General features: G+C 70.2%; 20 protein-coding genes. 12 read left to right on the top strand and 8 right to left on the bottom strand.

The features are described 5' to 3' along the window. Window positions 1–819: 819 nt before the first annotated feature. Window positions 820–1,872: an ornithine cyclodeaminase gene (locus ABZT49_RS01455; RefSeq protein ID WP_355282071.1), complete on the bottom strand. Its 1,053-nt coding sequence runs from the start codon at window positions 1,870–1,872 to the stop codon at window positions 820–822. After that, window positions 1,873–2,811, bottom strand: coding sequence for an arginase (rocF, locus tag ABZT49_RS01450; protein WP_355282069.1), 939 nt, complete (start codon window positions 2,809–2,811; stop codon window positions 1,873–1,875). A gap of 146 nt (window positions 2,812–2,957) precedes the next feature. On the opposite strand from rocF, the gene ABZT49_RS01445 reads away from it, so the two are divergent. Then, complete coding sequence (locus ABZT49_RS01445; protein ID WP_355282067.1) at window positions 2,958–3,395, top strand: Lrp/AsnC family transcriptional regulator; 438 nt, start codon at window positions 2,958–2,960, stop codon at window positions 3,393–3,395. Window positions 3,396–3,608: 213 nt separating this feature from the next. Here the strand turns inward: ABZT49_RS01445 and ABZT49_RS01440 are convergent, their stop codons facing one another. The 3 genes from ABZT49_RS01440 to ndk all read right to left on the bottom strand — a co-directional run bounded on the left by ABZT49_RS01440 (window position 3,609) and on the right by ndk (window position 6,703). Continuing rightward, the gene (locus ABZT49_RS01440) at window positions 3,609–3,986 is read right to left on the bottom strand and encodes a hypothetical protein (protein ID WP_355282065.1); all 378 of its coding nucleotides are present in this window, start codon (window positions 3,984–3,986) and stop codon (window positions 3,609–3,611) included. A 105-nt stretch (window positions 3,987–4,091) separates the two neighbouring features. After that, window positions 4,092–6,212, bottom strand: coding sequence for a molybdopterin-dependent oxidoreductase (locus tag ABZT49_RS01435; protein WP_407943422.1), 2,121 nt, complete (start codon window positions 6,210–6,212; stop codon window positions 4,092–4,094). Window positions 6,213–6,280: 68 nt separating this feature from the next. Further along, complete coding sequence (gene ndk / locus ABZT49_RS01430) at window positions 6,281–6,703, bottom strand: nucleoside-diphosphate kinase (RefSeq protein ID WP_048429253.1); 423 nt, start codon at window positions 6,701–6,703, stop codon at window positions 6,281–6,283. A 404-nt stretch (window positions 6,704–7,107) separates the two neighbouring features. Here ndk and ABZT49_RS01425 point away from each other — a divergent pair, with 404 nt between their 5' ends. Continuing rightward, window positions 7,108–7,611 carry a DUF2147 domain-containing protein gene (locus ABZT49_RS01425; protein WP_355282058.1) on the top strand — a complete coding sequence of 168 codons (504 nt, stop codon included), beginning with the start codon at window positions 7,108–7,110 and terminating at the stop codon, window positions 7,609–7,611. A gap of 45 nt (window positions 7,612–7,656) precedes the next feature. On the opposite strand, the gene ABZT49_RS01420 is transcribed toward ABZT49_RS01425, so the two are convergent. After that, a complete protein-coding gene (locus ABZT49_RS01420) occupies window positions 7,657–8,328 on the bottom strand; it encodes a glutathione S-transferase N-terminal domain-containing protein (RefSeq protein WP_355282055.1) in 672 nt (223 codons plus the stop codon). Window positions 8,329–8,621: 293 nt separating this feature from the next. On the opposite strand from ABZT49_RS01420, the gene ABZT49_RS01415 reads away from it, so the two are divergent. After that, a complete protein-coding gene (locus tag ABZT49_RS01415; protein ID WP_355282052.1) occupies window positions 8,622–8,888 on the top strand; it encodes a hypothetical protein in 267 nt (88 codons plus the stop codon). Window positions 8,889–9,239: 351 nt separating this feature from the next. Here the strand turns inward: ABZT49_RS01415 and ABZT49_RS01410 are convergent, their stop codons facing one another. After that, window positions 9,240–10,889 (bottom strand): porin, encoded by a 1,650-nt coding sequence (locus tag ABZT49_RS01410; RefSeq protein WP_355282050.1) that lies wholly within the window; start codon window positions 10,887–10,889, stop codon window positions 9,240–9,242. Between the two features lie 981 nt (window positions 10,890–11,870). Between ABZT49_RS01410 and ABZT49_RS01405 the strand changes: the two genes are divergently transcribed. The 5 genes from ABZT49_RS01405 to ABZT49_RS01385 all read left to right on the top strand — a co-directional run bounded on the left by ABZT49_RS01405 (window position 11,871) and on the right by ABZT49_RS01385 (window position 17,485). Further along, window positions 11,871–12,080, top strand: a complete 210-nt coding sequence (locus ABZT49_RS01405; RefSeq protein WP_355282048.1) for a hypothetical protein — start codon at window positions 11,871–11,873, stop codon at window positions 12,078–12,080. A gap of 291 nt (window positions 12,081–12,371) precedes the next feature. Beyond that, entirely contained in the window at window positions 12,372–12,707 is a 336-nt protein-coding gene (locus ABZT49_RS01400; protein ID WP_407943421.1) for a hypothetical protein, read from the top strand. A 42-nt stretch (window positions 12,708–12,749) separates the two neighbouring features. Further along, complete coding sequence (locus ABZT49_RS01395; protein WP_355282043.1) at window positions 12,750–13,031, top strand: hypothetical protein; 282 nt, start codon at window positions 12,750–12,752, stop codon at window positions 13,029–13,031. Window positions 13,032–13,125: 94 nt separating this feature from the next. Next, on the top strand, window positions 13,126–15,606 hold the full coding sequence (locus ABZT49_RS01390; RefSeq protein WP_355282040.1) for an ATP-binding protein: 2,481 nt from the start codon (window positions 13,126–13,128) through the stop codon (window positions 15,604–15,606). Window positions 15,607–15,775: 169 nt separating this feature from the next. After that, the gene (locus ABZT49_RS01385; RefSeq protein WP_355282037.1) at window positions 15,776–17,485 is read left to right on the top strand and encodes an ABC transporter substrate-binding protein; all 1,710 of its coding nucleotides are present in this window, start codon (window positions 15,776–15,778) and stop codon (window positions 17,483–17,485) included. On the opposite strand, the gene ABZT49_RS01380 is transcribed toward ABZT49_RS01385, so the two are convergent. Further along, window positions 17,458–18,891: a protein adenylyltransferase SelO gene (locus ABZT49_RS01380; protein ID WP_355282035.1), complete on the bottom strand. Its 1,434-nt coding sequence runs from the start codon at window positions 18,889–18,891 to the stop codon at window positions 17,458–17,460. The genes ABZT49_RS01385 and ABZT49_RS01380 overlap by 28 nt on opposite strands. A 423-nt stretch (window positions 18,892–19,314) precedes the next feature. On the opposite strand from ABZT49_RS01380, the gene ABZT49_RS01375 reads away from it, so the two are divergent. The 4 genes from ABZT49_RS01375 (at window position 19,315) to ABZT49_RS01360 (ending at window position 21,193) form a co-directional block, all read left to right on the top strand. After that, window positions 19,315–20,088, top strand: a complete 774-nt coding sequence (locus tag ABZT49_RS01375; protein ID WP_355282032.1) for a cold shock domain-containing protein — start codon at window positions 19,315–19,317, stop codon at window positions 20,086–20,088. 75 nt (window positions 20,089–20,163) lie between these two features. After that, window positions 20,164–20,421, top strand: coding sequence for a hypothetical protein (locus ABZT49_RS01370; protein WP_355282029.1), 258 nt, complete (start codon window positions 20,164–20,166; stop codon window positions 20,419–20,421). 229 nt (window positions 20,422–20,650) lie between these two features. Continuing rightward, on the top strand, window positions 20,651–20,851 hold the full coding sequence (locus tag ABZT49_RS01365) for a hypothetical protein (protein WP_355282026.1): 201 nt from the start codon (window positions 20,651–20,653) through the stop codon (window positions 20,849–20,851). Between the two features lie 78 nt (window positions 20,852–20,929). Then, window positions 20,930–21,193: a YARHG domain-containing protein gene (locus tag ABZT49_RS01360; RefSeq protein ID WP_407943420.1), complete on the top strand. Its 264-nt coding sequence runs from the start codon at window positions 20,930–20,932 to the stop codon at window positions 21,191–21,193. Window positions 21,194–21,212: the final 19 nt, after the last annotated feature.

Here is a 21,212-nt window from a genome sequence, read left to right as displayed (position 1 = left end):
GGAGCCGGGGGGCACGGCGGGCAGGCCGGAGCGCAGATCGTGCCGCCAGCGATGGTACCGAGGGTCTTCAGGTCGAGGGTCTTCATCGGGGCTGTCCTCAAGTCCGGGGCCGGTGTCGCGTCCCGTTCGCAGTCTTGAGATGCCAGATGTTCCAAAACGTGTCGAGACGTGCGAGCGAACACTTGACGGGTCATTAACCAAAGCGCTTCCGGAAAGTGGATCGCCGACAGAGCCTTACGCAGCGACCAAGGAAAATGCGTAGGTATTTTCGTTGGGGAAGGCCTGTGCATGACGGACCGGCGAAGGCCCTGTGGCCACTGCGGCAGGACGGCATGATTGCGTCAAGACACTCCCGGAGAGTGTCTTGACCGAGAGAAGCGCCGTCGAGGAACAATCCTGCTCTCGGCGTCGATTCCGGCGATGCCGGACGGCGACTGCGATCTCCGCGAAGGTGCGAATGGGAACGCTTCGAGGGCCACGGACGGCAGCGCACAATCCATCCTGTATCGAAGATGAAGGACGTTAAACTCGTCCCGTTCGAGATGTGGCGTCAGTCGAGATCCCACCCTCCGCGTCATCCCGGGGTGAGCCTTGGCGGGAACCCGGGATCCATAACCGCTGGCGATGCAGAACCCGGCGGCGAGCGTTCCGCCTCATCCTGAGCCATCACCGGTCATGGATCCCGGGTTCCGCTTTCGCGGCCCCGGGATGACGCCGGAGGATGGCAGGTCGGTCGACGACCTCGAACAGGCTCCGAGGCGCGAGCGATGGATCTTCGGCCGTCCGGATCCGCGGGTCGACGATGCCCTGAAGGACGCGTCAGGCGACGAGGCGCGGCGGCTCCGCCCGCAGCAGCATGCCGAAGAGGTCGCGCGGATCGTCCGGATCGGCCAAGAGGTCGAGATCCTCGTAGTAGGGGTGCTCGGCCAGGAGGTCGCGCACGGTGCGCAGCGCGGAAAAGTCCTCGATCGCGAAGCCGACGGAGTCGAACACCGTGACCTGGCGCGCGTCGGTGCGGCCGGGCGCCTCCCCCGCCAGGACGCGCCACAGCTCGGTCACCGGATGGTCCGGCGCCAGCTGCTGGATCTCGCCCTCGATGCGGGTCTGCGGCTCGTACTCGACGAAGAGGGCGGCGCGGCGCAAGGCCTCCGGCGCCAGCTCGGTCTTGCCCGGGCAGTCGCCGCCGACGGCGTTGATGTGCATCCCCTCCCCGACCAGGTTGTCGCCGAGGATCACGGCGTTGCGCTTGTCCGCCGTCACGGTGGTGACGATGTCGGCGCCGCGCACCGCCTCTGCGGCGCTGGCGCAGGCGGTGAGGTCGAAGCCGAAGCGCGCGAGGTTGCGCAGGCACTTGGCGGTTGCCGCCGGGTCGATGTCGTGGAGGCGCAGACGGTCGACGCCGAGGAGCGCCCGGAAGGCCAGGGCCTGGAACTCGGCCTGGGCGCCGTTGCCGATCAGCGCCATGGTGCGCGACTCCGGCCGCGCGAGGGCTTTCGCGGCCAGCGCCGAGGTGGCAGCCGTGCGAAGAGCGGTGAGAAGGGTCATCTCGGTGATCAGCACCGGATAGCCGTTGCCGACATCGGCCAGCACCCCGAAGGCGGTGACGGTCTGGCGCCCGCCGGCGGCGTTCTTCGGATGGCCGTTGACGTATTTGAAGCCGTAGGTGTGACCGTCGCTCGTCGGCATCAGCTCGATGACGCCGTCGGCGCTGTGGGCGGCGATCCGGGGTGTCTTGTGGAAGGCATCCCAGCGGGAAAAGTCCGCCGCGATGGCGGCGGCGAGGCGGGCGAGCAGCGCTTCGATGCCGACCGCGTGGATGAGGCGCATCATGTTGTCGACGCTGACGAAGGGGACGACGTTGAGGGCCGGCATCTAGAAGCTCCGGGTCGGTCGGTCGAGGATGCGGCGGCCGAAGAGGCTGGCGGCGAGGTCGGTCATCAGCAGGGCGGTGCGGCCGCGCTCGTCGAGGAAGGGGTTGAGCTCGACGAGGTCGAGGCTCCGCACCAGGCCGGAATCGTGCAGCAGCTCCATGATCAGGTGCGCCTCCCGGAAGGTGGCTCCGCCCGGCACCGTGGTGCCGACACCCGGGGCGATGCCGGGATCGAGGAAATCGACGTCGAGGCTGACATGGAGCAGGCCGTCGGCAGCTGCGACCTCGCGCAGGAAGTCGCGCAAGGGGGCGACGATCCCGGTCTCGTCGATGTCGCGCATGTCGTGGACCCGGGCGCCGCTCTCGGCCAGCGCCCCGCGTTCCGCCGGATCGACGCTGCGCAGGCCGAACATGCAGATCCGGGCCGGATCGAGCGCGGCTTCCAGTGGCGGGAAATAGCCGGAAAACCCCGGCCGCTCGGTGAGGTAGGCCAGCGGCACGCCGTGCAGGTTGCCGCTCGTCGTCGTGTCGAGGGTGTGGAGGTCGGCGTGCGCGTCGAGCCAGAGCAGAAACAGCGGTCGTCCTTCGATGTCCGCGCGCCGCGCCATGCCCGCCACGGTGCCGGCCGAGAGGCTGTGGTCGCCGCCGAGGAAGATCGGCCGCGCCTCGGCGCTGTGCCGGAAGGCGGCTTCGGTCAGCGCCAGCGTCCAGCCCGCCGTCTCGGTGAGGTGGCGGATCGCCCGGTTCGGATGCGGCGGAGACTCGAAGGGGAGCGGCGCGACCGCGCCGGCATCCTCGACGGGCAAGCCGAGGTCGCGGATCGCCTCGGCGAGGCCCGCTGCCCGGTAGGCGCTCGGCCCCATGTCGCAGCCGAGCCGGTCGGTGCCCGACTGCACCGGCGCTCCGACCAGGACGCATCTCTCAGGATGTCTGTCCGCCACCCGATGTCTTGCCGCCACCCGCCCGCTCCCTTCTCCCGAACAGGCTCGACGGTAGCGCGCGTCCGCGTCACTCTGAACACGGGAAGCTGGTCGATTTTCCAGCCGGATCGCGCAGCCTGGCAAGCGCCATTGCGCAGAGTGTCGACATGGATGCCCTCGACCAGAGCCTCATCACCCTGCTGCGGCACGATTGCCGGCGCCCGGTCTCGGAACTCGCGGTGCTGCTGAAGGTGTCGCGCGCCACCGTGCGGGCGCGGCTCGACCGGCTCGAGCGCGACGGCGAGATCGTCGGCTACACGGTGGTGCTGCGCGCCGACGCGATGCCGGCAGCGGTGCGGGCGATCACCCTCGTCGCGGTCGAGGGGCGCAAGACCGGTGACGTGATCGACGCGCTCAAGGGTTTTGCCGAGATCACCGCGGTCCACACCACGGTCGGCACCTGGGACATCGTCGTGGAGGTCGCCGCCGGCAGCCTGCCGGAGCTGGACGAGATGCTGCGGCGGGTGCGCCTCGTGCCGGGCGTGACCACCTCGGAGACGCACCTGCTGCTGTCGACGCCGCGCAGTGCGCGGGCAAGATTGTAGGAGAGCGGCGGATGTTCGAGCGCAGACATCCGAAATTCATTCACTCCCACCCTCAACCTCATCCTGAGGTGCTGCGCAGCAGCCTCGAAGGAGGCCTCCAGAAATCTCGGTGATTTCTGGAGGCCTCCTTCGAGGCTCGCTGACGCTCGCACCTCAGGATGAGGTCGTGGATGGAATCGATGTGAGCTTGACGGTCGGACGCGTTTTTCCGCTTCAGACCGGCCGCTGCAGCTTGCAGCTGTCGATGGCACCCAGCGCTTTGGCGCGGGCCGAATCGTTGAAGTAGCCGGTGGTGCGGTAGGCCTGGATCTCGGCGGCGTCGAGGGCGCGCAGGGTGGTGCGGGCGTAGCAGCCGCAGGGGCGCTCGAAGCTGGTCTCGGCGGCGTTCTGCATCCGGGCCTGGACGACGGCGCAGGCGCGGCGCACCCGGGTCTCGAGCTCCGAGGTCGGCGCGCTGCGCAGCGACGGATCGGGCTGGTAGGCCTCGAGCTGCGACGAGGAGGCGCCGGCGAGGGCCGAGGGGGCGCCCAGCGCGAAGAAGCCGGCGCCGAGCGCGAGGAAGCCGGCGGCGAGGAAGGTGCGGAGACGCATGGGAAATGAGGTCCGTTGGGCTGCTTGTCGTCAAGCTCGACCGTTGGACGCCGAAACTCCCCGCCCGCACAAGGGCGGGCGGGCCACACCGAGAGGGAAAGTCCGCTATTGCGGCAGGGCCGCGAGTGCCAAGGCTTCGATGGCGACATGGTTGTCGTGGAACGCGGCGCCGCCGAACGGGGCCGGCGCGTCGGCCCCCGTCAGGGTGTTGATGCCGCGCCCGTCCGGATAGGCGTCGTTGGGCCAGATCGACTCGGCGATCAGCACCCCGCGGCGCAGGCCGGGAAACAGCGTCGCCCTGAGCGTCACGGCGCCGCGCTCGTTCGACAGGCGCACCCAGGCGCCCTCCCCGATACCGAGCGGCCCGGCATCCTCCGGGTGGATCATCACCGTCGGGTGGCGCTCCTTGGCGAGCGAGGTCGGGGTCTCGGTGAAGCTCGAATTGAGGAAGTTGCGCGCCGGGCTGGTGGCGAGGCGGAACGGGTGGTCGGGCGTCGCGCTCATGAGCGGCGCCTCCCAATGGTCGGGGAGCGGTGGCATCATGGGCCCGCGCGGCCCGTCCTTGGCGACCGGCACGCTCGCCCAGTCCGGCTTGAAGCGGAAGCGCCGGTCCGGATAGGCGAAGCCGTCGAGGAAGTGGGCGCGGTCGAAGGCGGGCTGCACGTCGAGGAAGCCCTCCTCCTCCATCTCCGCCAGGCTGCCGCGGCGCGAGGCCTGGAGGGTGGCGTCGATCAGCTCGCGCGGGCTCATGGCGAAGCCCGGATGCTCGGCGCCGAGGCGCTGAGCGAGCGCCACGATCACCTCGTGGTTCGAGCGGCAGAGGGCCGGCGGCGCGATGCGCTTCAGGCCGAGCTGGATGTGCTGCTGGCCGCCGCCAGTATAGAGATCGTCGTGCTCCAGGAACATCGTGGCGGGCAGGACGAGATCGGCCATGCGGGCGGTCTCGGTCATGAACTGCTCGTGGACGCAGACGAACAGGTCCTCGCGGGCGAAGCCCTGCTTCACCAGTTCCTGCTCGGGGGCGACCGAGACCGGGTTGGTGTTCTGGATCAGCATCGCGGTCACCGGCGGGCCGTGGCGCAGGGCTTGCCGGTCGCCGGTGAGCACCCGGCCGATCTGCGACTGGTCGAGCATGCGGGTGCCGGGGCGGACGACGTCGAGCCCCTCGATCAGGCGCTTGTTGAGGCCGAACACGCCGCTGTTCGAGTGGAAGGCGCCGCCGCCGCGATGCTGCCAGGCGCCGGTCACCGCCGGGATGCAGAGCGCGGCGTGCATGTTGGCCGCACCGTTGCGGCTGCGGGCGAAGCCGTAGCCGAGGCGGAAGAAGGTGTTCTTCGTCCTCCCCACGAGGTGGGCGAAGCGCTCGATCTCCTCGACGGTCAGGCCGGTGATCGCCGCGGCCCATGCGGGATCGCGGCTCTTCAGATGCGCCTCCAACTCCTCCGGGCAGTCGGTGAAGCGGGCCATGTAGTCGCGGTCGGCGAAGCCATCGCGGAACAGCACGTGCATCACCGCGCAGGCGAGCGCCCCGTCGGTGCCCGGCCGCAGGAGCAGGGCGAGGTCGGCTTGGCGCATGGTCGGGTTGTCGTAGATGTCGACCACGACCACCTTGGCGCCGCGGTTCTTGCGGGCGGCCTGGACGTGGGTCATCAAGTTGACCTGGGTGTGCACCGGGTTGGTACCCCAGATCACCACGCAGTCGCTCTCGGCGATCTCGCGCGGATCGACGCCGCCGAGGCGGCCGGTCCCGGCGATGTAGCCCGACCAGGCGAGCGTGGTGCAGATGGTCGAGTACTGGCCCGAATAGCCCTTGGCGTGGCGCAGGCGGTTGATGCCGTCGCGCATCACCAGCCCCATCGTGCCGGCATAGTAGTACGGCCAGACCGCTTCCGGCCCGTGCGCGGCCTCGGCCTCGCGGAACGCCTCCGCCACGCGGTCGAGCGCCTCGTCCCAGCCGATCGGCGCGAAGTCCCCCGACCCCTTCGGGCCGGTGCGGATGAGGGGTTGAGTCAGCCGGTCGGGATGGTGGATGCGTTCGGCGTAGCGCGCGACCTTGGCGCAGACGACGCCCGCCGTGTAGCTGTGGCGCGGATTACCCCGCACCCGGCCGATCGTGGCGCCGTCGATCACCTCGACCTCGAGGGCACAGACCGACGGGCAGTCGTGCGGGCAGGTGGAGGTCGTCCGCTCGATCCGTGGCTGCGCCGTCACCGCTTCGTCCCCCATCGAAAAAGCCCCCGCCGCGGGGCGGCGAGGGCTGTCAGCCTATCGGCGTTTCCCGGGCGGGGAAACCGTTAGCCGACGATGTCCTTGTCGTCGAAGAACTGCTTGATCTCGATGCCGGCGTTCTCGAGGCTGTCGGAGCCGTGCACGGTGTTCTCGCCGACCGACTTCGCGAACTTCTGACGGATGGTGCCCTCGGCGGCCTGGGCCGGGTTGGTGGCGCCCATCACCTCGCGGTACTTGGCGACGGCGTTCTCGCCCTCGAGCACCTGGACCACGACCGGGCCCGAGGTCATGAACTCGACGAGCTCGCCGTAGAACGGGCGCTCGGCATGGACCTCGTAGAACTTCTTCGCCTGGGCATCGGACATGCGGATGCGGCGCTGGGCGACGATGCGCAGGCCCGCCTCCTCGATCACGGCGTTGACCGCGCCGGTGAGGTTCCGGGCGGTGGCGTCGGGCTTCAGGATGGAGAAGGTGCGCTCGGTGGCCATGGGACGTCCGTTCGAAAGAATAGCGGTGGCGTGGGCGGTGGGATGCCGCGCGGCACCGGACCTTTTCAGGATCAAGCCTTGCAGGATGGCACCTTGCAGGATCGAACCCGGGAGGTCCGGCTCTCAAGCCGGGCGCGAGCGCCCGCGCGCCGGGTCCATGAGCGGACGTCCGGCGCCGGGCTTATAGCCGTGGGTCCCGCCTCCCTCAAGCGCCGAAGGCGGCGCCGGGCGCGCTGCCCGATGCGGCAGCGCCGCAACACGGCCGAAAAATCGCCCCAAAGATCGGGCTTGCTGAATCCAACGTGACCTTTCGGCCACGCTGCCCGGTTCGCCCGCGGCGGCGTCCCTCAAGCCTTCCGCCGCCGGCGCCCTGCGCGGGCCGCGGACAGCCAGGAGCTTCCTGCATGCGCTCGATCCTGATCCCGACCCTCGCCGCCTCCCTGCTCTCGGCCGGTGCCGCCGCCGCGGCGCCCGCCAGCGATCCGTCGGGAACCTGGCTCACCGAGGACGGCCGGGCCAAGATCAAGATCGAGAAGTGCGGTCCGGGCGCCGCCCATGCCTGCGGCAAGGTGGTGTGGCTGAAGACGCCCCTCAACGACCAGGGCCAGCCCCGCACCGACATCAAGAATCCCGACCCGAAGAAGCGCACCCGCCCGGTGATCGGCCTCACCCTGATGGACAGCCTGAAGCCCGAGGACGGCGCCTACAAGGGCCAGATCTACAATGCCGAGGAAGGCAAGCTCTACGACGTCTCGATCAACCGCGCGAGCGCGAGCGAGCTCGCGATCTCGGGCTGCATGCTGAAGATCCTGTGCGGCTCGCAGACCTGGACCAAGGCGCCCGACGAGTTCGCGCAGGCCGTGCCGACCCACGCCGCGCCGGCGAAGGCGAAGCCCGCGGCGAACTGATTCGCCTGTTTCACCATCCACCACGTGGTGGATGGTGAAACAGGATCAGCGGCCCGGACCCGGCCCCTCCTCCGGGTCCGGCTTGAGCCGGAAGCCGCGCAGGACCCCCGGCCGGGCCTTCATCCGGTCGATCCAGGCGGCGACGTTCGGGAACGCGGCGATGTCCTGGCCCTGGCGCTCCCAGAGCTTGGCCCAGGGCAGGATCGCGATGTCGGCGATGGTGTAGTCCTCGCCCGCGACGTGAGGATGGCGGCCGAGCTGCGCGTCGAGCGTGGCGTAGAGCTTCGTCGTCATGGCGGTGAAGCGCTCGATCGCGTAGGGGATCTTCTCCGAGGCGTAGATGCGGAAATGGTGGGTCTGGCCGAGGGCCGGCCCGAAATTCGCCGCTTGCCAGAACAGCCAGATGTCGACCGCGATGCGCGCCCGCTCCTCGGCGGGGTAGAACAAGCCGGTCTTGCGGCCGAGATATTGCAGGATCGCGTTCGACTCGAACACCGTGATCGGTGTGCCGCCGGGCCCGTCCGGATCGACGATGACCGGTATCTTGCCGTGCGGCGACACCGCCAGGAAGTCGGGCGCTGCTTGCGCGCCCTTGCCGATGTTGATCGGCACCATGCGGTACGGCAGGCCGCATTCCTCGAGCATGATCGAGGCTTTCCAGCCGTTCGGCGTCGTCCAGTAGTAGAGGTCGATCGGCGTCGTCGTCACGGCCGACATGCGGCTGGTCCTTCTGGCACGGCGGGGACGGGGCGCGTCCGTCGCGCATCGGGCGTTCCGGAGAGGTAAACAGGCCCGGGCCCGCCCTGTACAGGGTGAAGGTTGTCTCAACCGGTGATCTCGCGCCGGTCGTGCACCGGTGTCGCGGCCTGGATCGGTGAGACCCGGCCCGCAATCTCCGCCTGTCGTTCTCGCCCGAGCCCCCCGCCCAATCGCCTTGCCGTTGCGTCAGGCTGTGGCAATGTCGGTCTCGCGCCGGCCGATCCGGCGGCGCGCCTGCCGCGAGCCTCCCGATGAGCCTGCCCTCTCCCCTCCTTCGTGCCTGCCTGGCGGCTCTCCTCGTCGCCGCGCCCGCTGCGGTTCTCGGCCAGACGGCCCCAGATCCGGAAGTCGCGCCGCGCCGGGAGCCGAGCCCGCGCAGCCTCGCCGCCCGCGAGCGCCAGCGTCGGTGCGGCGCCGAGTGGCGCGCCTTGACGCCGCCCGACAAGGCGGCACAGGGGCCGCGCTGGCCGCAATATTACAGCCGCTGCGTCCGCCGCCTGAAGGAGCAGCGGGCCTGAAACACCGGCCGTGAGGAGCTGGCGACCGCCGATGCGGGAACGGCCGTGGCGCCGCCGCGTGCCGGCCGGATCGCGTCCCGCCTATCCGCCTCCGGTGTCGAAGTTCGAAGCCTGACATTGCTCGCGCTTGGCGGAGTGGAATTTTTTATTGATACGATCGATGAAAAATGAGGTCTGACAGTTGAAGTGATCTTCGAATGCTGATAGGAAAAGACATCCTGAGTTTCGAGACCCAGGGCACCTGCAAGGCGCACTCCCCGAGTGCGCCTTTTTTCCTTGTCTCGATCCCTGGGCAACGAAAAAGGGGCCCCGGCTCGCGCCGGGACCCCCGATATCTGGACTTCCGAGATCTTAGAAGTCGCGCTGGACGCGCATGCGGATCTGGAACGTGTCCGTGGCGTTGGTGGTCGGCAGAGCGACACCGGCGGCGGTGAACGGCACGCCGTTCACGACGCTGGCGACGTTGGCCGCGCTCAGGCCCGGAGCCTTGTTCTGGTCGATCACGCGGCCGCTCTGGGTCGCGAGGCGGGCGTAGTTGCCCTCCAGACCGATGTCGAGATCACGCACCGGCGACCAGATCAGGTTGGCGCCGACGATGAGCTGGTTGGTGTCGCGGATCTGGTTCGAGAACGCGTAGCCCGGAGCGAACGGGCTCGGCAGCGACGAGGTGGCGAAGCCGCTGATCTGGTTCACGAGGCCGAGATTGGCGCGGCTGGCCTTGCCGTAGGACATCTCGCCGTAGCTGCCGAACACCGCCGAACGCCACTCGGGGGTCCAGTAGTGCAGGTAGGACGCGACGACGGTCCACGAGGTCGACAGGTCGGCCTTGCCGTTCACCGGGTTGATAACCGCATCAACCAGCGAGGTGCCGAGCGAGGTACCGGCGGCGAGCGTGGCGAAGTTGGTGTAGCCGCCGAGCCAGGCGTTGTAGCCGGTGTAGCGGATGGCGCCCTCGCCGTAAGAGCCCTGCAGGTAGAGCAGGTCGCCGGCGGCGATGAAGGGCAGGTTGATCTTCAGACCACCCTGCACGGCCCAGCCGTACTCGCTGTTCGGGCGGGGAGCGACGGCGCCGACGGTCGAGAAGCCACCGAACGAACGCACCTGGTTGGCGTTGGCGGCGTTGATCTCGTGCACGGCGGCCGAGATCTGGGCCGAACCCCAGGCGGCGTCGTAGCGGAGCGCGCCGACGAAGTCGGGCAGGCGCTGACGCTGGATCACGTCGTAATCGGCGATGACCGGCTGGCCGAAGGCGTTGGTGCCGAGGACCGGGGTGAAGTTGCCCGAGCCGGGGGTGAAGATCTGGTAGCCGGTGAAGTTGGCGCCGGCCGAGCCGCTGCCGTAGATCGGGGTCTTGCGCAGCAGCGGGTCTTCCATCGACAACGTCGCCGAGAAGCCCTGACCGAAGGTCGCCGTGTAGGCGAGCAGGTTGGTCGAGGAGATGTCGGAGCCGAGCGACGACGCGATGAACTCGAGGTCGTGGGCGTAGAAGTCGAAGAACGAGGCGGCGCGACCGGCGGTGAAGCCGGCGAACTGGATGAACGCCTTGTCGAGGCTGACGCCGTTGGTCACGCGGCCGAACGTGTCGACGCCGAAGGCCGGGAAGCCGGTGCCGGCGTTACGGGCGGTGCCGGACGCGAGGAACGGACCGGTGCCGTAGGACAGGTCGAAGCGGACGAAGGCGCGCAGGGTGCCGTAGCCGGTCGCCGTGCGGGCGTCGAGGTTCAGACGGCCGAGGCCCTGGTAGCCCGTCAGGTCACCGCCGTTGTTGTTGGTGCCGCGGGTGTAGCTCTGCAGGTAGGTCGCCTGGAACCGGGCGCGACCGGAGACGCGCAGGCAGGTGTCGGTACCCGGGATGTAGAAGAAGCCGGCGCCGTGGGTCGAGCAGACGCGGACGTACTCGACCGGCACAGCCTTCTTGATCGGCAGATCGGCGGCTTGCGCAGCGGCAACAACGGTCAGGCCAGCGGCCGACCCGAGAAGAAGGCTCTTAACGAGCTTCATGGAGACCTCCAAGATTTCGGACCCGAAAGGGGTGAACGACTCTGTTCCGAAGACCTTTTCGGCCTCGAGACCATGTCCCTCTTATGCCCCCGAAGATTCGGCCGCCGCACAGGTTCGGCCGAACCGCACCTGACTTCATGCGGTGCGACGGAACAATCTTTCATGACGCCGAGTTGATCAATCTCATCCAAGCACTAACAAGCCTCAGAAGCCTCCTTGACGGGAGAATGTGGCAGAATCACCACATTGTGACTGTGCCACATCTTAGATGTTGCTCTTGCTCTAACAAAATTCTCAAGAGCTAACAGACGGGCTTTAAGCGATAATCCGTGCCGCCGTCATGCACTAACAAAATAGAAGAATCGGTGAAAATACGCTCTGATGTGGATGGTAATTTTATTGATATGTGGTCGATGAAGTCTGTTTTCATCAGTAGTGACAAATAATACGAGAACTATCAATGAAAGATCGGCTCATGAGGGCTGATATGACTGCATTATTCAGGGGGGTCTTGCGGTGCTCCCGAACGGTCCGGGAGCGGCCGCATCCGGGGCGATCCGGGTTCCGCTGTGCGTTCGGGGCGCCCGGTCGGGCTGACGCGGCCCGCGAATCGGGGCGACCGCATCGGCGTCGCCTGGGGACGTCGACGGATGGGAGCCGCCGCCCGAGCGGTGTCGCTGCCGCAGCTCGCAGGTCCGCCGTCATGAAAAGTGTGCCGGCCGTCCCGGCGGACGCAGTCCGGACGCGAGGGCGCCGGTGGTCCGGCTCGTGCCGGCAGCAGGATGGGGAGCAGGAGGACAGGCCGAAGGCCGGGCGCGAGCCCCGCGATCCCCATGGCGGGACCGCGGCCCGGAGGTCCTCCCCGCTGCCGCCCTGCCTTGAATGCCACCTGCCTCGAATGCCCCTTGCCTCCAGTTTTGAGTTGTTCTAATTAATAACTGACGGGGCCGGGCGACGGCTCACCGGACGGGAGAGACCACGATGGCGACCATCCAGGGCGCGGCCTGCAACAGCTGCCGCTACTTCGACGACCACAAGCTCAACGGTGCCGCCGCCACCGGCGACCAGGGCCTGTGCCGCTTCAACCCGCCGGTCAGCCAGCCGGAGCCGCAGGGCCACGGCCTGTGGCCGGTCGTCGCCGGCCAGGATTGGTGCGGCCACTTCACCGCCGAGCAGCATCCGGCCGAGTGATCCGGCCCGATCGGCTCATGACCGATTGATCCGGGGCGATCGATTCGCTCTCGATCTGCGGCGGCACCAAGCTATCGCCGACGAAATCATCCCCCTCTCCCGCCGGAGAGGGGGATTTTTATTGCCCGCGCGGCAACGCCGAATGTTTCGTCTCAAGCAGCCGACGAAACACGATCCGCTCCGACTGGGCCGAATTGGCACTCGGACGCAAAATCGCGGACATGCACCGCCCCTATACCGCCTCCCACAAGAGCCCGGGACATAACGGGTTGCGAGGAGGCGAAGATGATCGTGGCGCGGGTGATTCTGATGAGCGCGATGCTGACGGCCGGCTTCGTCGAGATGACGAAGACGACGGCCGCGCACCTGGCTAAGGACGCCCGCAAGGCGGTCCCCGCCGAGATGGCCGTGGAGGCGCCCGCCGAGATGCCCCGGGCGCTCCCGGTCTCGGCGGCTCCGGCCGCCGGGCGCGCCTGCACGGAGGCAGCCTGGCCCTTCCGGCCCGAGACCTGCTTGCGGCCGGAGGGCGCCCCGCAGGGGGCCGCGCCGCGCCGGCCGGTGCGGATGATCGAGGAGCTGCGCCCGGCCTCGCCCGTCCGGATGCCCGGGCGGGTCTCGGTCGGCTGATGCCGGACACCCTGCGACGAGGCCGCCGACCGCGAGACCGTCATGCCGCATTTCAGCGCCGATCGCCTCGATGCGCTCCTCACCGGCGATCCTGCCGGGCTGGAGGCGCTGCGCGCCCTCTTCGGTGCGCGCCCGGGCCGCTGCACCGGCTGCCGGCCGGCTCTCCTGACTCCGGCCCGTCCGGCGGCGCCGGTCCTCGCCCCCTGGCCGAGGCGGCAGGTTCCCGAGGGCCGGGCGACGAAACGCCGGTCGATGAAAAGCGGTCCTGGCCCGGCCTCCGGGACCCGCGGCCGGACGACCCTGCGGACGCCGATGCCGGGATGAGGCGGGTGGACCGTCCTGGATCCGGCCGGCCTCGGACGCTGGCAGACCTTGAGAAATAATGCATAGTCGGCACCCGCGGCGGAACGGGACCACGATGCGGGTCGGCCACAAGATCTTCCTGGTCGGCGGTCTGCCGATCGCCATCGCGGCGCTGATCGCGCTCGCGGGCTGGCTCCTGCTCGCCCAGGCCGGGAAGGCCCGCGACGGCGCGGTGCTGGCCGGCGCGATCTACCGCACCCTGACCCTGTCGACGACGGTGCGCGACGAGTTCGTGGCGGCGCGCCCGGCCGAGCGCACCGACCATGCCGAGCGCTTCGCCCGCCTGACGGCCGAATCGGCCGGCTCCCTCGACGACCTGCGCCGCTACGCCCGCACGCCGGACCAGGCCGCGCGCATCGAGGCGGCGCGCGATGCGCTGCGGGATTCAATCGAGCAGATGCAGGCCCTGGTGCGGATCACCCGGGAGAACGACGGGCTGATCGCCGACATGGCCGCCCGCGCCGACGCGCTGGTGAGCCTCGCCGATCAGGCCCGCGACCGCCAGCGTGCCGCCAACACCGACCTCGTCGTCTCCCTCACCGACAAGGCCGCCACCCTGCGCCAGGTCCGCGACGTGGTCGGCGCCGTCAACGAGTTGCGCACCCTGGTGGCCCAGGCCGAGATCGAGGCCGCCAAGGGCGCCGGGACGGCTGCCGGGGCGAGCGCCGGCGGCGTGCCGTCCACCATGGTCCAGTCCACCATGGTCCAGGTGCGCAACGCCGCCCGCGACCTCGCGGCGGCGCTCAAGGGCGACCGGCGGGAGCGCGAGGCGGAGGAGCTGCTGATCCTGACCGCCGCCTACGAGGCCTGGCGCGGGGCCGAGGAGCCGCGCCCCCTGGCCGCGGGCGGCACGGTGCCGGAGCACGCGCCGCTCCCCTCCCCGGTCAACGTCCTCGACGAGTGGTGCGAGCGGATCCTCAAGATCGACGGATCGGCCCAGCGCGCCCTTCACGACGAGGTCACGCAGCTTCTCTCCTACGCGGTGCAGGCCAACGAAACCGAGCAGGCGACCCAGAACATCGCCCTCGAGACCCTCAAGCTCGGCCAGCGCACCGCCGAGGCCCTGCGCCGGCGCGACGTGCCGGCGGCGGCGGCGATGCTGGAGGACGGGCGGCGCCTGTCCGAGACCGCCGCCGCCCTGCCGATCTCGCCGCTGATCCAGGGCGAGATGATCGACGCGATCGACGGCTGGCGCGAGCGCCTCGGCACCACGGTCGAGGGCCTGCGCCGGCAGAACGAGGGCATCGCGGCGATGGACGGCCTCGCCGCGGTGATCGGCGAGACCGCCCGCAGCCTCAACGAGATCTTCATCGACGATGCCGACCGCCTCGGCACCTTCCTCCTGCGCCTCCTGCTCGTCGGCGCCGGCGCCGGCCTGGTGGTCGGCTCGACGGTCGGCCTCGCGGCGGCGCGCTCGATCACCGGGCCGCTGCGTCAGCTCCAGCGCAGCATGCTGGCGCTCGCCGCCGATCCGTCCCGGCGCGTGCTCGGGGGCAAGGAGTTCGGAGGGGGCGACGTCGGCGAGGCGGTCGGGCGCCGGCGCGACGAGCTCGGCGACATGGCGCGCGCCACCGCGATGTTCGTCGAGGAGATCGGCCGTCGCGAGCGCGCCCTGCGCCGGGCGAAGGAGGAGGCCGACCGGACGCTCGCCGAATTGCGCCAGACCCAATCCGACCTGATCCAGGCCGAGAAGCTCGCCTCGCTGGGCCAGCTCGTCGCCGGGGTGGCGCACGAGATCAACACACCGCTCGGCATCGCGCTCACCACCGCGACCCTGGTGCGCGACGAGGCGCGGGATTTCGGCGAGGTGGCGAAGACCGGCCAGCTCTCGCGCTCGCGCCTGTCCCACTTCGTCGAGCGGATGCAGGAGGGCTCGCACCTGCTCACCGCCAACCTCGCCCGGGCGGCGGACCTCGTCCACAGCTTCAAGCAGGTCGCGGTCGACCGGGTGAGCGACGAGCACCGCCGCTTCTCCTTGCGCGAGTGGCTGGGGGAGTTGCTGCGCAGCCTCGGGCCGCTCCTGCGCCGGGGCGGGCACCGGCTCGAGCTGGAGGGGCCCGAGGCCCGGGACGGGATCGACGGCGGGGAGTTCGAGGTCGACACCCATCCGGGGGCACTCGCCCAGGTCATCACCAACCTGGTCAAGAACGCCGTGGTGCACGCCTTCGCGGACGGACAGCCGGGGCGCATCGTCGTTGCGGTGTCGCAGGTCGCGGCGCCGCAAGGCGCGCTTCCTCATGAGGGCGCCTGGGTGCGCCTCGAGGTGCGCGATGACGGGCGCGGCATCGCGGCGGCGGACCGGGAGCGGATCTTCGATCCGTTCTTCACCACCGCCCGCCACCGCGGCAGCTCGGGGCTGGGCATGCACATCGTCTACAACCTGGTCACCGGGCAGCTGCAGGGCCGCATCGCGGTCGAGAGCTGGGAGGGCAGCGGCACGGTGGTGCGGGTCGAGTTCCCGGCCCGCCTCGCCAAATCGGCCTCCGTGCCGGCCTTCGCCCGGGCGGGCGCGGAGACTCGCGTGGCGGCGCAGTAGGGTGCCGCGCGGAATGGGGATTTTCTCCTTGCCGTGGTGTAGTGACACGGCGGACATCGTCCGACGGTCGGAGGACCGCTTCGGCCGGGATGAGGGGGCAAGGGCTTGGGGCGGCCCGCGATCGGGTGCCGCTCCGGTCCAACGTCGCGGGGCGGAAGGCGGGGGAGCGATGCCGGGCAGGACACGACGAGGCGGCACGCGCGGCCGGGCCGCGGGGTGGATCCCGGCGCGCCTTCGCGCCGTACCGGCCCTCCTGATCGCCCTCCTCTGCCTCGCCGCGCTGCCGGCCGCGGCCAGGACCCTGGTGTTCTGCTCCGAGGGCAATCCCGAATCGCTCAACCCGCAACTCGTCACCACGACGACCGGGATGGACGCGGCCTGGCCGGTCTTCGACACCCTGGTAGCGTTCGAGCCCGGCACCACCACGATCCGCCCGAGCCTCGCCGAATCCTGGACGATCTCGCCGGACGGGCGCGACTACACCTTCACCTTGCGGCCCGGCGTCGCCTTCCACCACAATGCCCGGTTCAAGCCGACCCGGCCGCTCGCTGCCGAGGATGTGGTGTTCTCGATCACCCGGCAATGGCGGACGGACCACCCGTTCCACGCCGTCTCCGGCGGGCAATACGCGTATTTCCGCGATCTCGGCCTGCCCGAGCTGATCGAGGCGGTCGAGGCGCTCGACCCCCGCACGGTGCGCATCCGCCTGCGCGAGGCCGACGCCACCTTCCTGCCGAACATCGCCATGACCCTCGGGGCGGTCCAGTCGGCGGAATACGCCGCCACGCTCCTGGCGGCCGGCGAGCAGGAGCGCTTCGACCGCGAGCCGATCGGCACCGGGCCGTTCAGCTTCGTGGCGTTCCAGCCCGACGTCGCACTCCGCTACCGCGTGTTTCCGGAGTACTGGGGCGGGCGCCCGGCGATCGACAGCCTGGTCTTCTCGATCACCCCCAACGCGGCGGTGCGGCTGGCCAAGGTCCGGGCCGGCGAGTGCCACCTGATGCCCTTCCCCAACCCGTCCGACCTCGATTCCATCCGGGCCGATCCGGCCTTGACCCTGATGCGGGAGGAGGAGCTGAACATCGGCTACCTCGCCCTCAACGTGCTGAGACCGCCCTTCGACGACCTGCGGGTGCGCCGCGCCGTCGCGATGGCGATCGACAAGGCGGCGATCGTCGAGGGGATCTACGGCCCGGGCGGCACGGCGGCCCGTTCGCCGCTGCCGCCGAACCTCTGGGGCCACGACCCGATGCTCCGGGACCCACCCCTCGACAGGCCGGCGGCGCAGAAGCTGCTCGCCGAGGCGGGGTTCCCCTCGGGCTTCGAGGCCGAATTGTGGTACCCGCCAGTGAGCCGGGCCTACAATCCCAACGGCCGGCGCGTCGCCGACATGATCCAGGCCGACCTCGCCCGCATCGGCGTGCGCCTGCGGCTCCTCACCGACGAGTGGAGCGCCTACCGGGCCAAGATGCTGGCCGGCGTGCCGGCCATGGCGCTCTTCGGCTGGACCGCCGACAACGGCGACCCGGACAACTTCCTCGGCGTGCTGCTCGGCTGCATCCCGGCCCGGCCCGGCGGCAGCAACGTCGCCCGCTGGTGCGACCCCGCCTTCGATGCGCTGGTGACCCGGGCCCGGCGCTTGCCCGACCAGGCCGCCCGGGCCGCGCTCTACGTCCAGGCGCAAGCCATCTTCGCCCGCGAGGTGCCGTGGGTGCCGATCGCCCATTCGGCGGTGTTCGTCGTCGCGCGGCGGGAGGTGACGGGCTACCGCATGGATCCCCTCGGCCGGCACCTGTTTCGCGGCGTCGGCCTGAGCGGGCCCGAGCCCCGAGGGAGCCCGGCCCCCCGGCCTCAGGGCGCCGCGGGTTCCGTGCCGTAGGCCTGCGCCATCTCGCCGATTGCCGCGAGTTTAGCGTTGTAGGTCGACCAGTCGTCGGCGGCCGCGATCGGCGCCCACAGGGCCTCGACCTCGTCGATCAGCATCGTGCAGGGCGTCTCCCTCGCGAAGTACGGATGGTCGAGCCGCGTCGCCGGATCGGCCGAGAGGGCGCCGAGCGCCGAGCGCACGCGTGAGAAACCCTCGCCGGCGTAATGCGCCGCGGCCGGGCTGCGGGAGGCCCGCGCCTCGCTCGCCAAGCCCCCGTACCAGTCGAAGAAGACCTGCTCGAACGGCGCCCGGCTCTGCTGCAGGAAGGCCCAGAACGCGCCGACGAGGGCGTGCGCCGAAGCCTCGTCCGCCGGTACCGCGAGGCCGAGGCGGCGCAGGATCGCCCCGGCGAAGGCCTCCTGCAGGGCCGGGCCGTAGGCGTCCATGGCGCTTCCCAGCCGCGCCTCGTCGGAGAGCGGCAGCAGGCACTCGGCGAGCCGCGCCAGGTTCCACCCCAGGGCCTCCGGCTGGCGCCCAAAGGCGTAGAGGCCGTATTCGTCGAAATAGGCGGCGGTGAAGGCCGGGTCGTTCACGGGGGCGAAGCGCCAGGGTCCGTAATCGAAGCTCTCGCCGGTCACGTTGATGTTGTCGGTGTTGAGCACGCCGTGGACGAAGCCCGCCGCCATCCACTGCGCGCCCATCCGGGCGGCCCTTCGGCAGACATCCGCGAGGAAGGCCGCCGCCCGGTCGGCCGGGTCGTCGCGCCAGACGTCCGGCCGGTAGGTGCGGATCGTGTGGTCGAGGAGCCGGAGCAGGTTGTCGCGGTCGTCGTAGGCGCGAAAGCGTTGGAACGTGCCGATGCGGATATGCGAGTGGCTGAGCCGCACCAGCACCGCGGAGCGAGTCGGCGACGGCTCGTCGCCGCGGACCAGCGCCTCCCCTGTCTCGATCAGGCTGAACGACTTCGAGGTCTCGACGCCGAGCGCCTCCAGCATCGTGGTCGCCAGCACCTCGCGCACCCCGCCCTTGAGCGTCAGGCGGCCGTCGGCGGTGCGCGACCACGGCGTCTGGCCGCTGCCCTTCGTGCCGAGATCGAGCAGGCGCCCGTCCCGCAGGTCGTGGAGTTGCGCGAACAGGAAGCCGCGGCCGTCGCCGAGTTCCGGGTTGTAGCTGCGGAACTGATGGCCGTGGTAGCGCAAGGCCAGCGGCTCGGGAAAGCTGCCGGGCAGGGGCTGGAAACGGCCGAAATGCGCGATCCATTCCTCATCCGTGAGCCCCCCTAAGCCGACGCGCTCGGCCCAGGGCTGGTTGCGGTGGCGCAGGATGTGGGCCGGGAAGCGGGCGGGCGCGACGACGTCGTAGAAGTCGGGGCCGAGATCGGCGTGACGGCGCGACGGGCGAAGGGAGGGGGCCGGCATCGGAACCTCGGCGATCGGGGTGACAGGCTGGGCGGGCAACGCATCGCGGCCATGGTGGGGTCCCGGCGGCATCTCCGCCTCATCCCTTCGACGCTGTGGCTTGGGACCCGGATCGATGGCACGCGGACCCGTGCTCGCGGGCGCGCGAGACCGTGCTCATACGCCACAGTGATGCGCGATGGACACGGGGAAAAGATGCCGAATCGGGCTGTCAATCCGCGGCGCGACGTGAGAAAGTAACCCCCGTCATCGCCACGCGTGGCAGATCCGCCTTGCGGTACGGTCTGAGTTGCGTCAGGAGTGTGGCGGTCATCTTGGTCACCGCAGCCGGGAATGGAACGATCTCGAGGCGTCGGCTGTCAGGCACAGAGCGCACCGGGGTACAAGGGTGGTCGGCGGTTTTTACGTTTTGGCGAGCTTCTAATGGGACGTGGTCGTGATTTCAGGGAGCCGCGCCGTCGCGGCTTCGACGAGGGTGGTGGCGAGCCGCGGTGGCCTGACCAGGCGCCGCAGGGCAGCAGCTACGGCGGTGGCTATGGTGGCGGTGGCGGCGGCTACGGTGGTGGCGGCGGTGGTGGTTACGGCGGCGGCGGCTTCGGCGGCGGCGGCGGTGGCTTCGACCGCGGTGGACCGCGTGGCGCTGCCCCCTCGGGGCCGGAGCGTGACGCGACGGTCAAGTGGTTCAACAAGGAGAAGGGCTTCGGCTTCGTCGAGCTCGGCGACGGCTCGGGCGACGCCTTCCTCCACATCCGCGCCGTCGAGGCGGCCGGTCATGCCGATCTGATGCCGGGCACCCGCCTGACCGTCCAGACCGCGCAGGGCCAGAAGGGCCCGCAGGTGACCAACATCACCAGCGTGGACACCAGCACGGCCGAGGCTCCGGTCCGTCGCGATCCCCGTCCGCCGCGTGCCGGCGGCTTCGGTGGTGGCGGCTTCGGCGACCGTCCCGAGCGCGGCGGCGGCGGTGGCCGCTTCGCCTCCGGTCCGTCGACCGAGATGAGCGGCACCGTGAAGTGGTACGATCCCGCGAAGGGCTTCGGCTTCGTCTCGGTGAATGACGGCGGCAAGGATGTCTTCATCCACCGCTCGGCGCTCGCCCGCGCCGGTCTCGAGTCCCTCGCCGAGGGCCAGCCCGTCACCATGGGCGTGGTCGAGGGCATGAAGGGCCGCGAGGCTCAGAGCATCAGCGTGGACTGATCCTCGGTGCGCTGTCGCACGAGTGATCGATCGACACGGACGGAGCGGTGGCCCCTGGCCACCGCTCCTTTCCGTTTGCGCACCGTCCTGCTCGGTCTCGCCCTGGCGGGGGCCCTCTCCGGCCCGGCTGCGGCGGAGGACTTCACCGGCTTCTATGCCGGGGTCAATGCGGGCTACGGCTGGGGCAAGGAGCATCGCGAGGGCGCGAAGCCCGGCACCACACCCCTCCCCGCCTGGAACAAGCCGCAGGGTGCCGACGGCCTGCCGCCGAGCGCCGCCCGGGCCGCCGACCGCAACCCGGCCCTGTCCGGGTCGAGGAGCGGCGCGCGCTGAGCGCGCGGGCATGCGCTTGCCCCCAAGGGTTAAGCTGATGGCAGCCGGCGACGGGGCGGTCGCGCCGGCCCACCGCGTCAGACCCCGTGCGCCGCTCGGCGTGATCCGCGGCTCTCGTCGGAAAAATGCTGTAGGGCGACGCTCTCGCGGGACTAGCGCAGGCGTGCGGAACCGCCGCGCTTGTGGCATGGTGCCGGCCGAACCCAACCGGGCTCGGGACCCCTCCACCATGACCAGTGTTCACGACGTCACCCCGGACCAGCTGCGCGGGCTGGAAGCCGCCGGCGAGGCCGCGCTCAACGCTGCGCTCGGCCGCCTCTCGGCCCGCGAGCGCGAGGCCTACTGGGCCTCGGTGCGCCGCGCCTACAACGCGCCCTACAACGACGCGGTGAAGAAGCCGCGGGCGGGAAACGCGGCCGCGCGGGCCTGACGGCTGGATTCGATCGCGAGCGGGGCGGAGGCCGTCTCGTCCTGCCCCGCCGCGATCCATCGGAAACAGGTGTGATTCATGAAGACAGCCGCGATCTCCGCCCTGATGCTGCTGGCCGGCGCGACGCCCGTCCTGGCGCAATCCTGCGACGAGTTCTGGTATCAGCGGAACATGATCTTCAAGGAGGCGGGCTACTGCTTCAAGACCGCCAAGGCGATCCGGAACTTCGGCAATGCCGGCTGCCGGTACGACGATCAGGCCGACGTGCCCCTGTCCGCCCGGCAGCGCGCCGAGATCGCCGAGATCACCTCGATGGAGCGGGCGATGCGGTGTGCCCCGTGATCGCATCAACCCTCCCCCC

The sequence above is a fragment of the Methylobacterium sp. EM32 genome (assembly GCF_040593685.1).
GTDB lineage: Bacteria > Pseudomonadota > Alphaproteobacteria > Rhizobiales > Beijerinckiaceae > Methylobacterium.
Note: the sequence above shows the minus strand (reverse complement) of the source record. Positions and strands in the feature narration are given on the sequence as shown.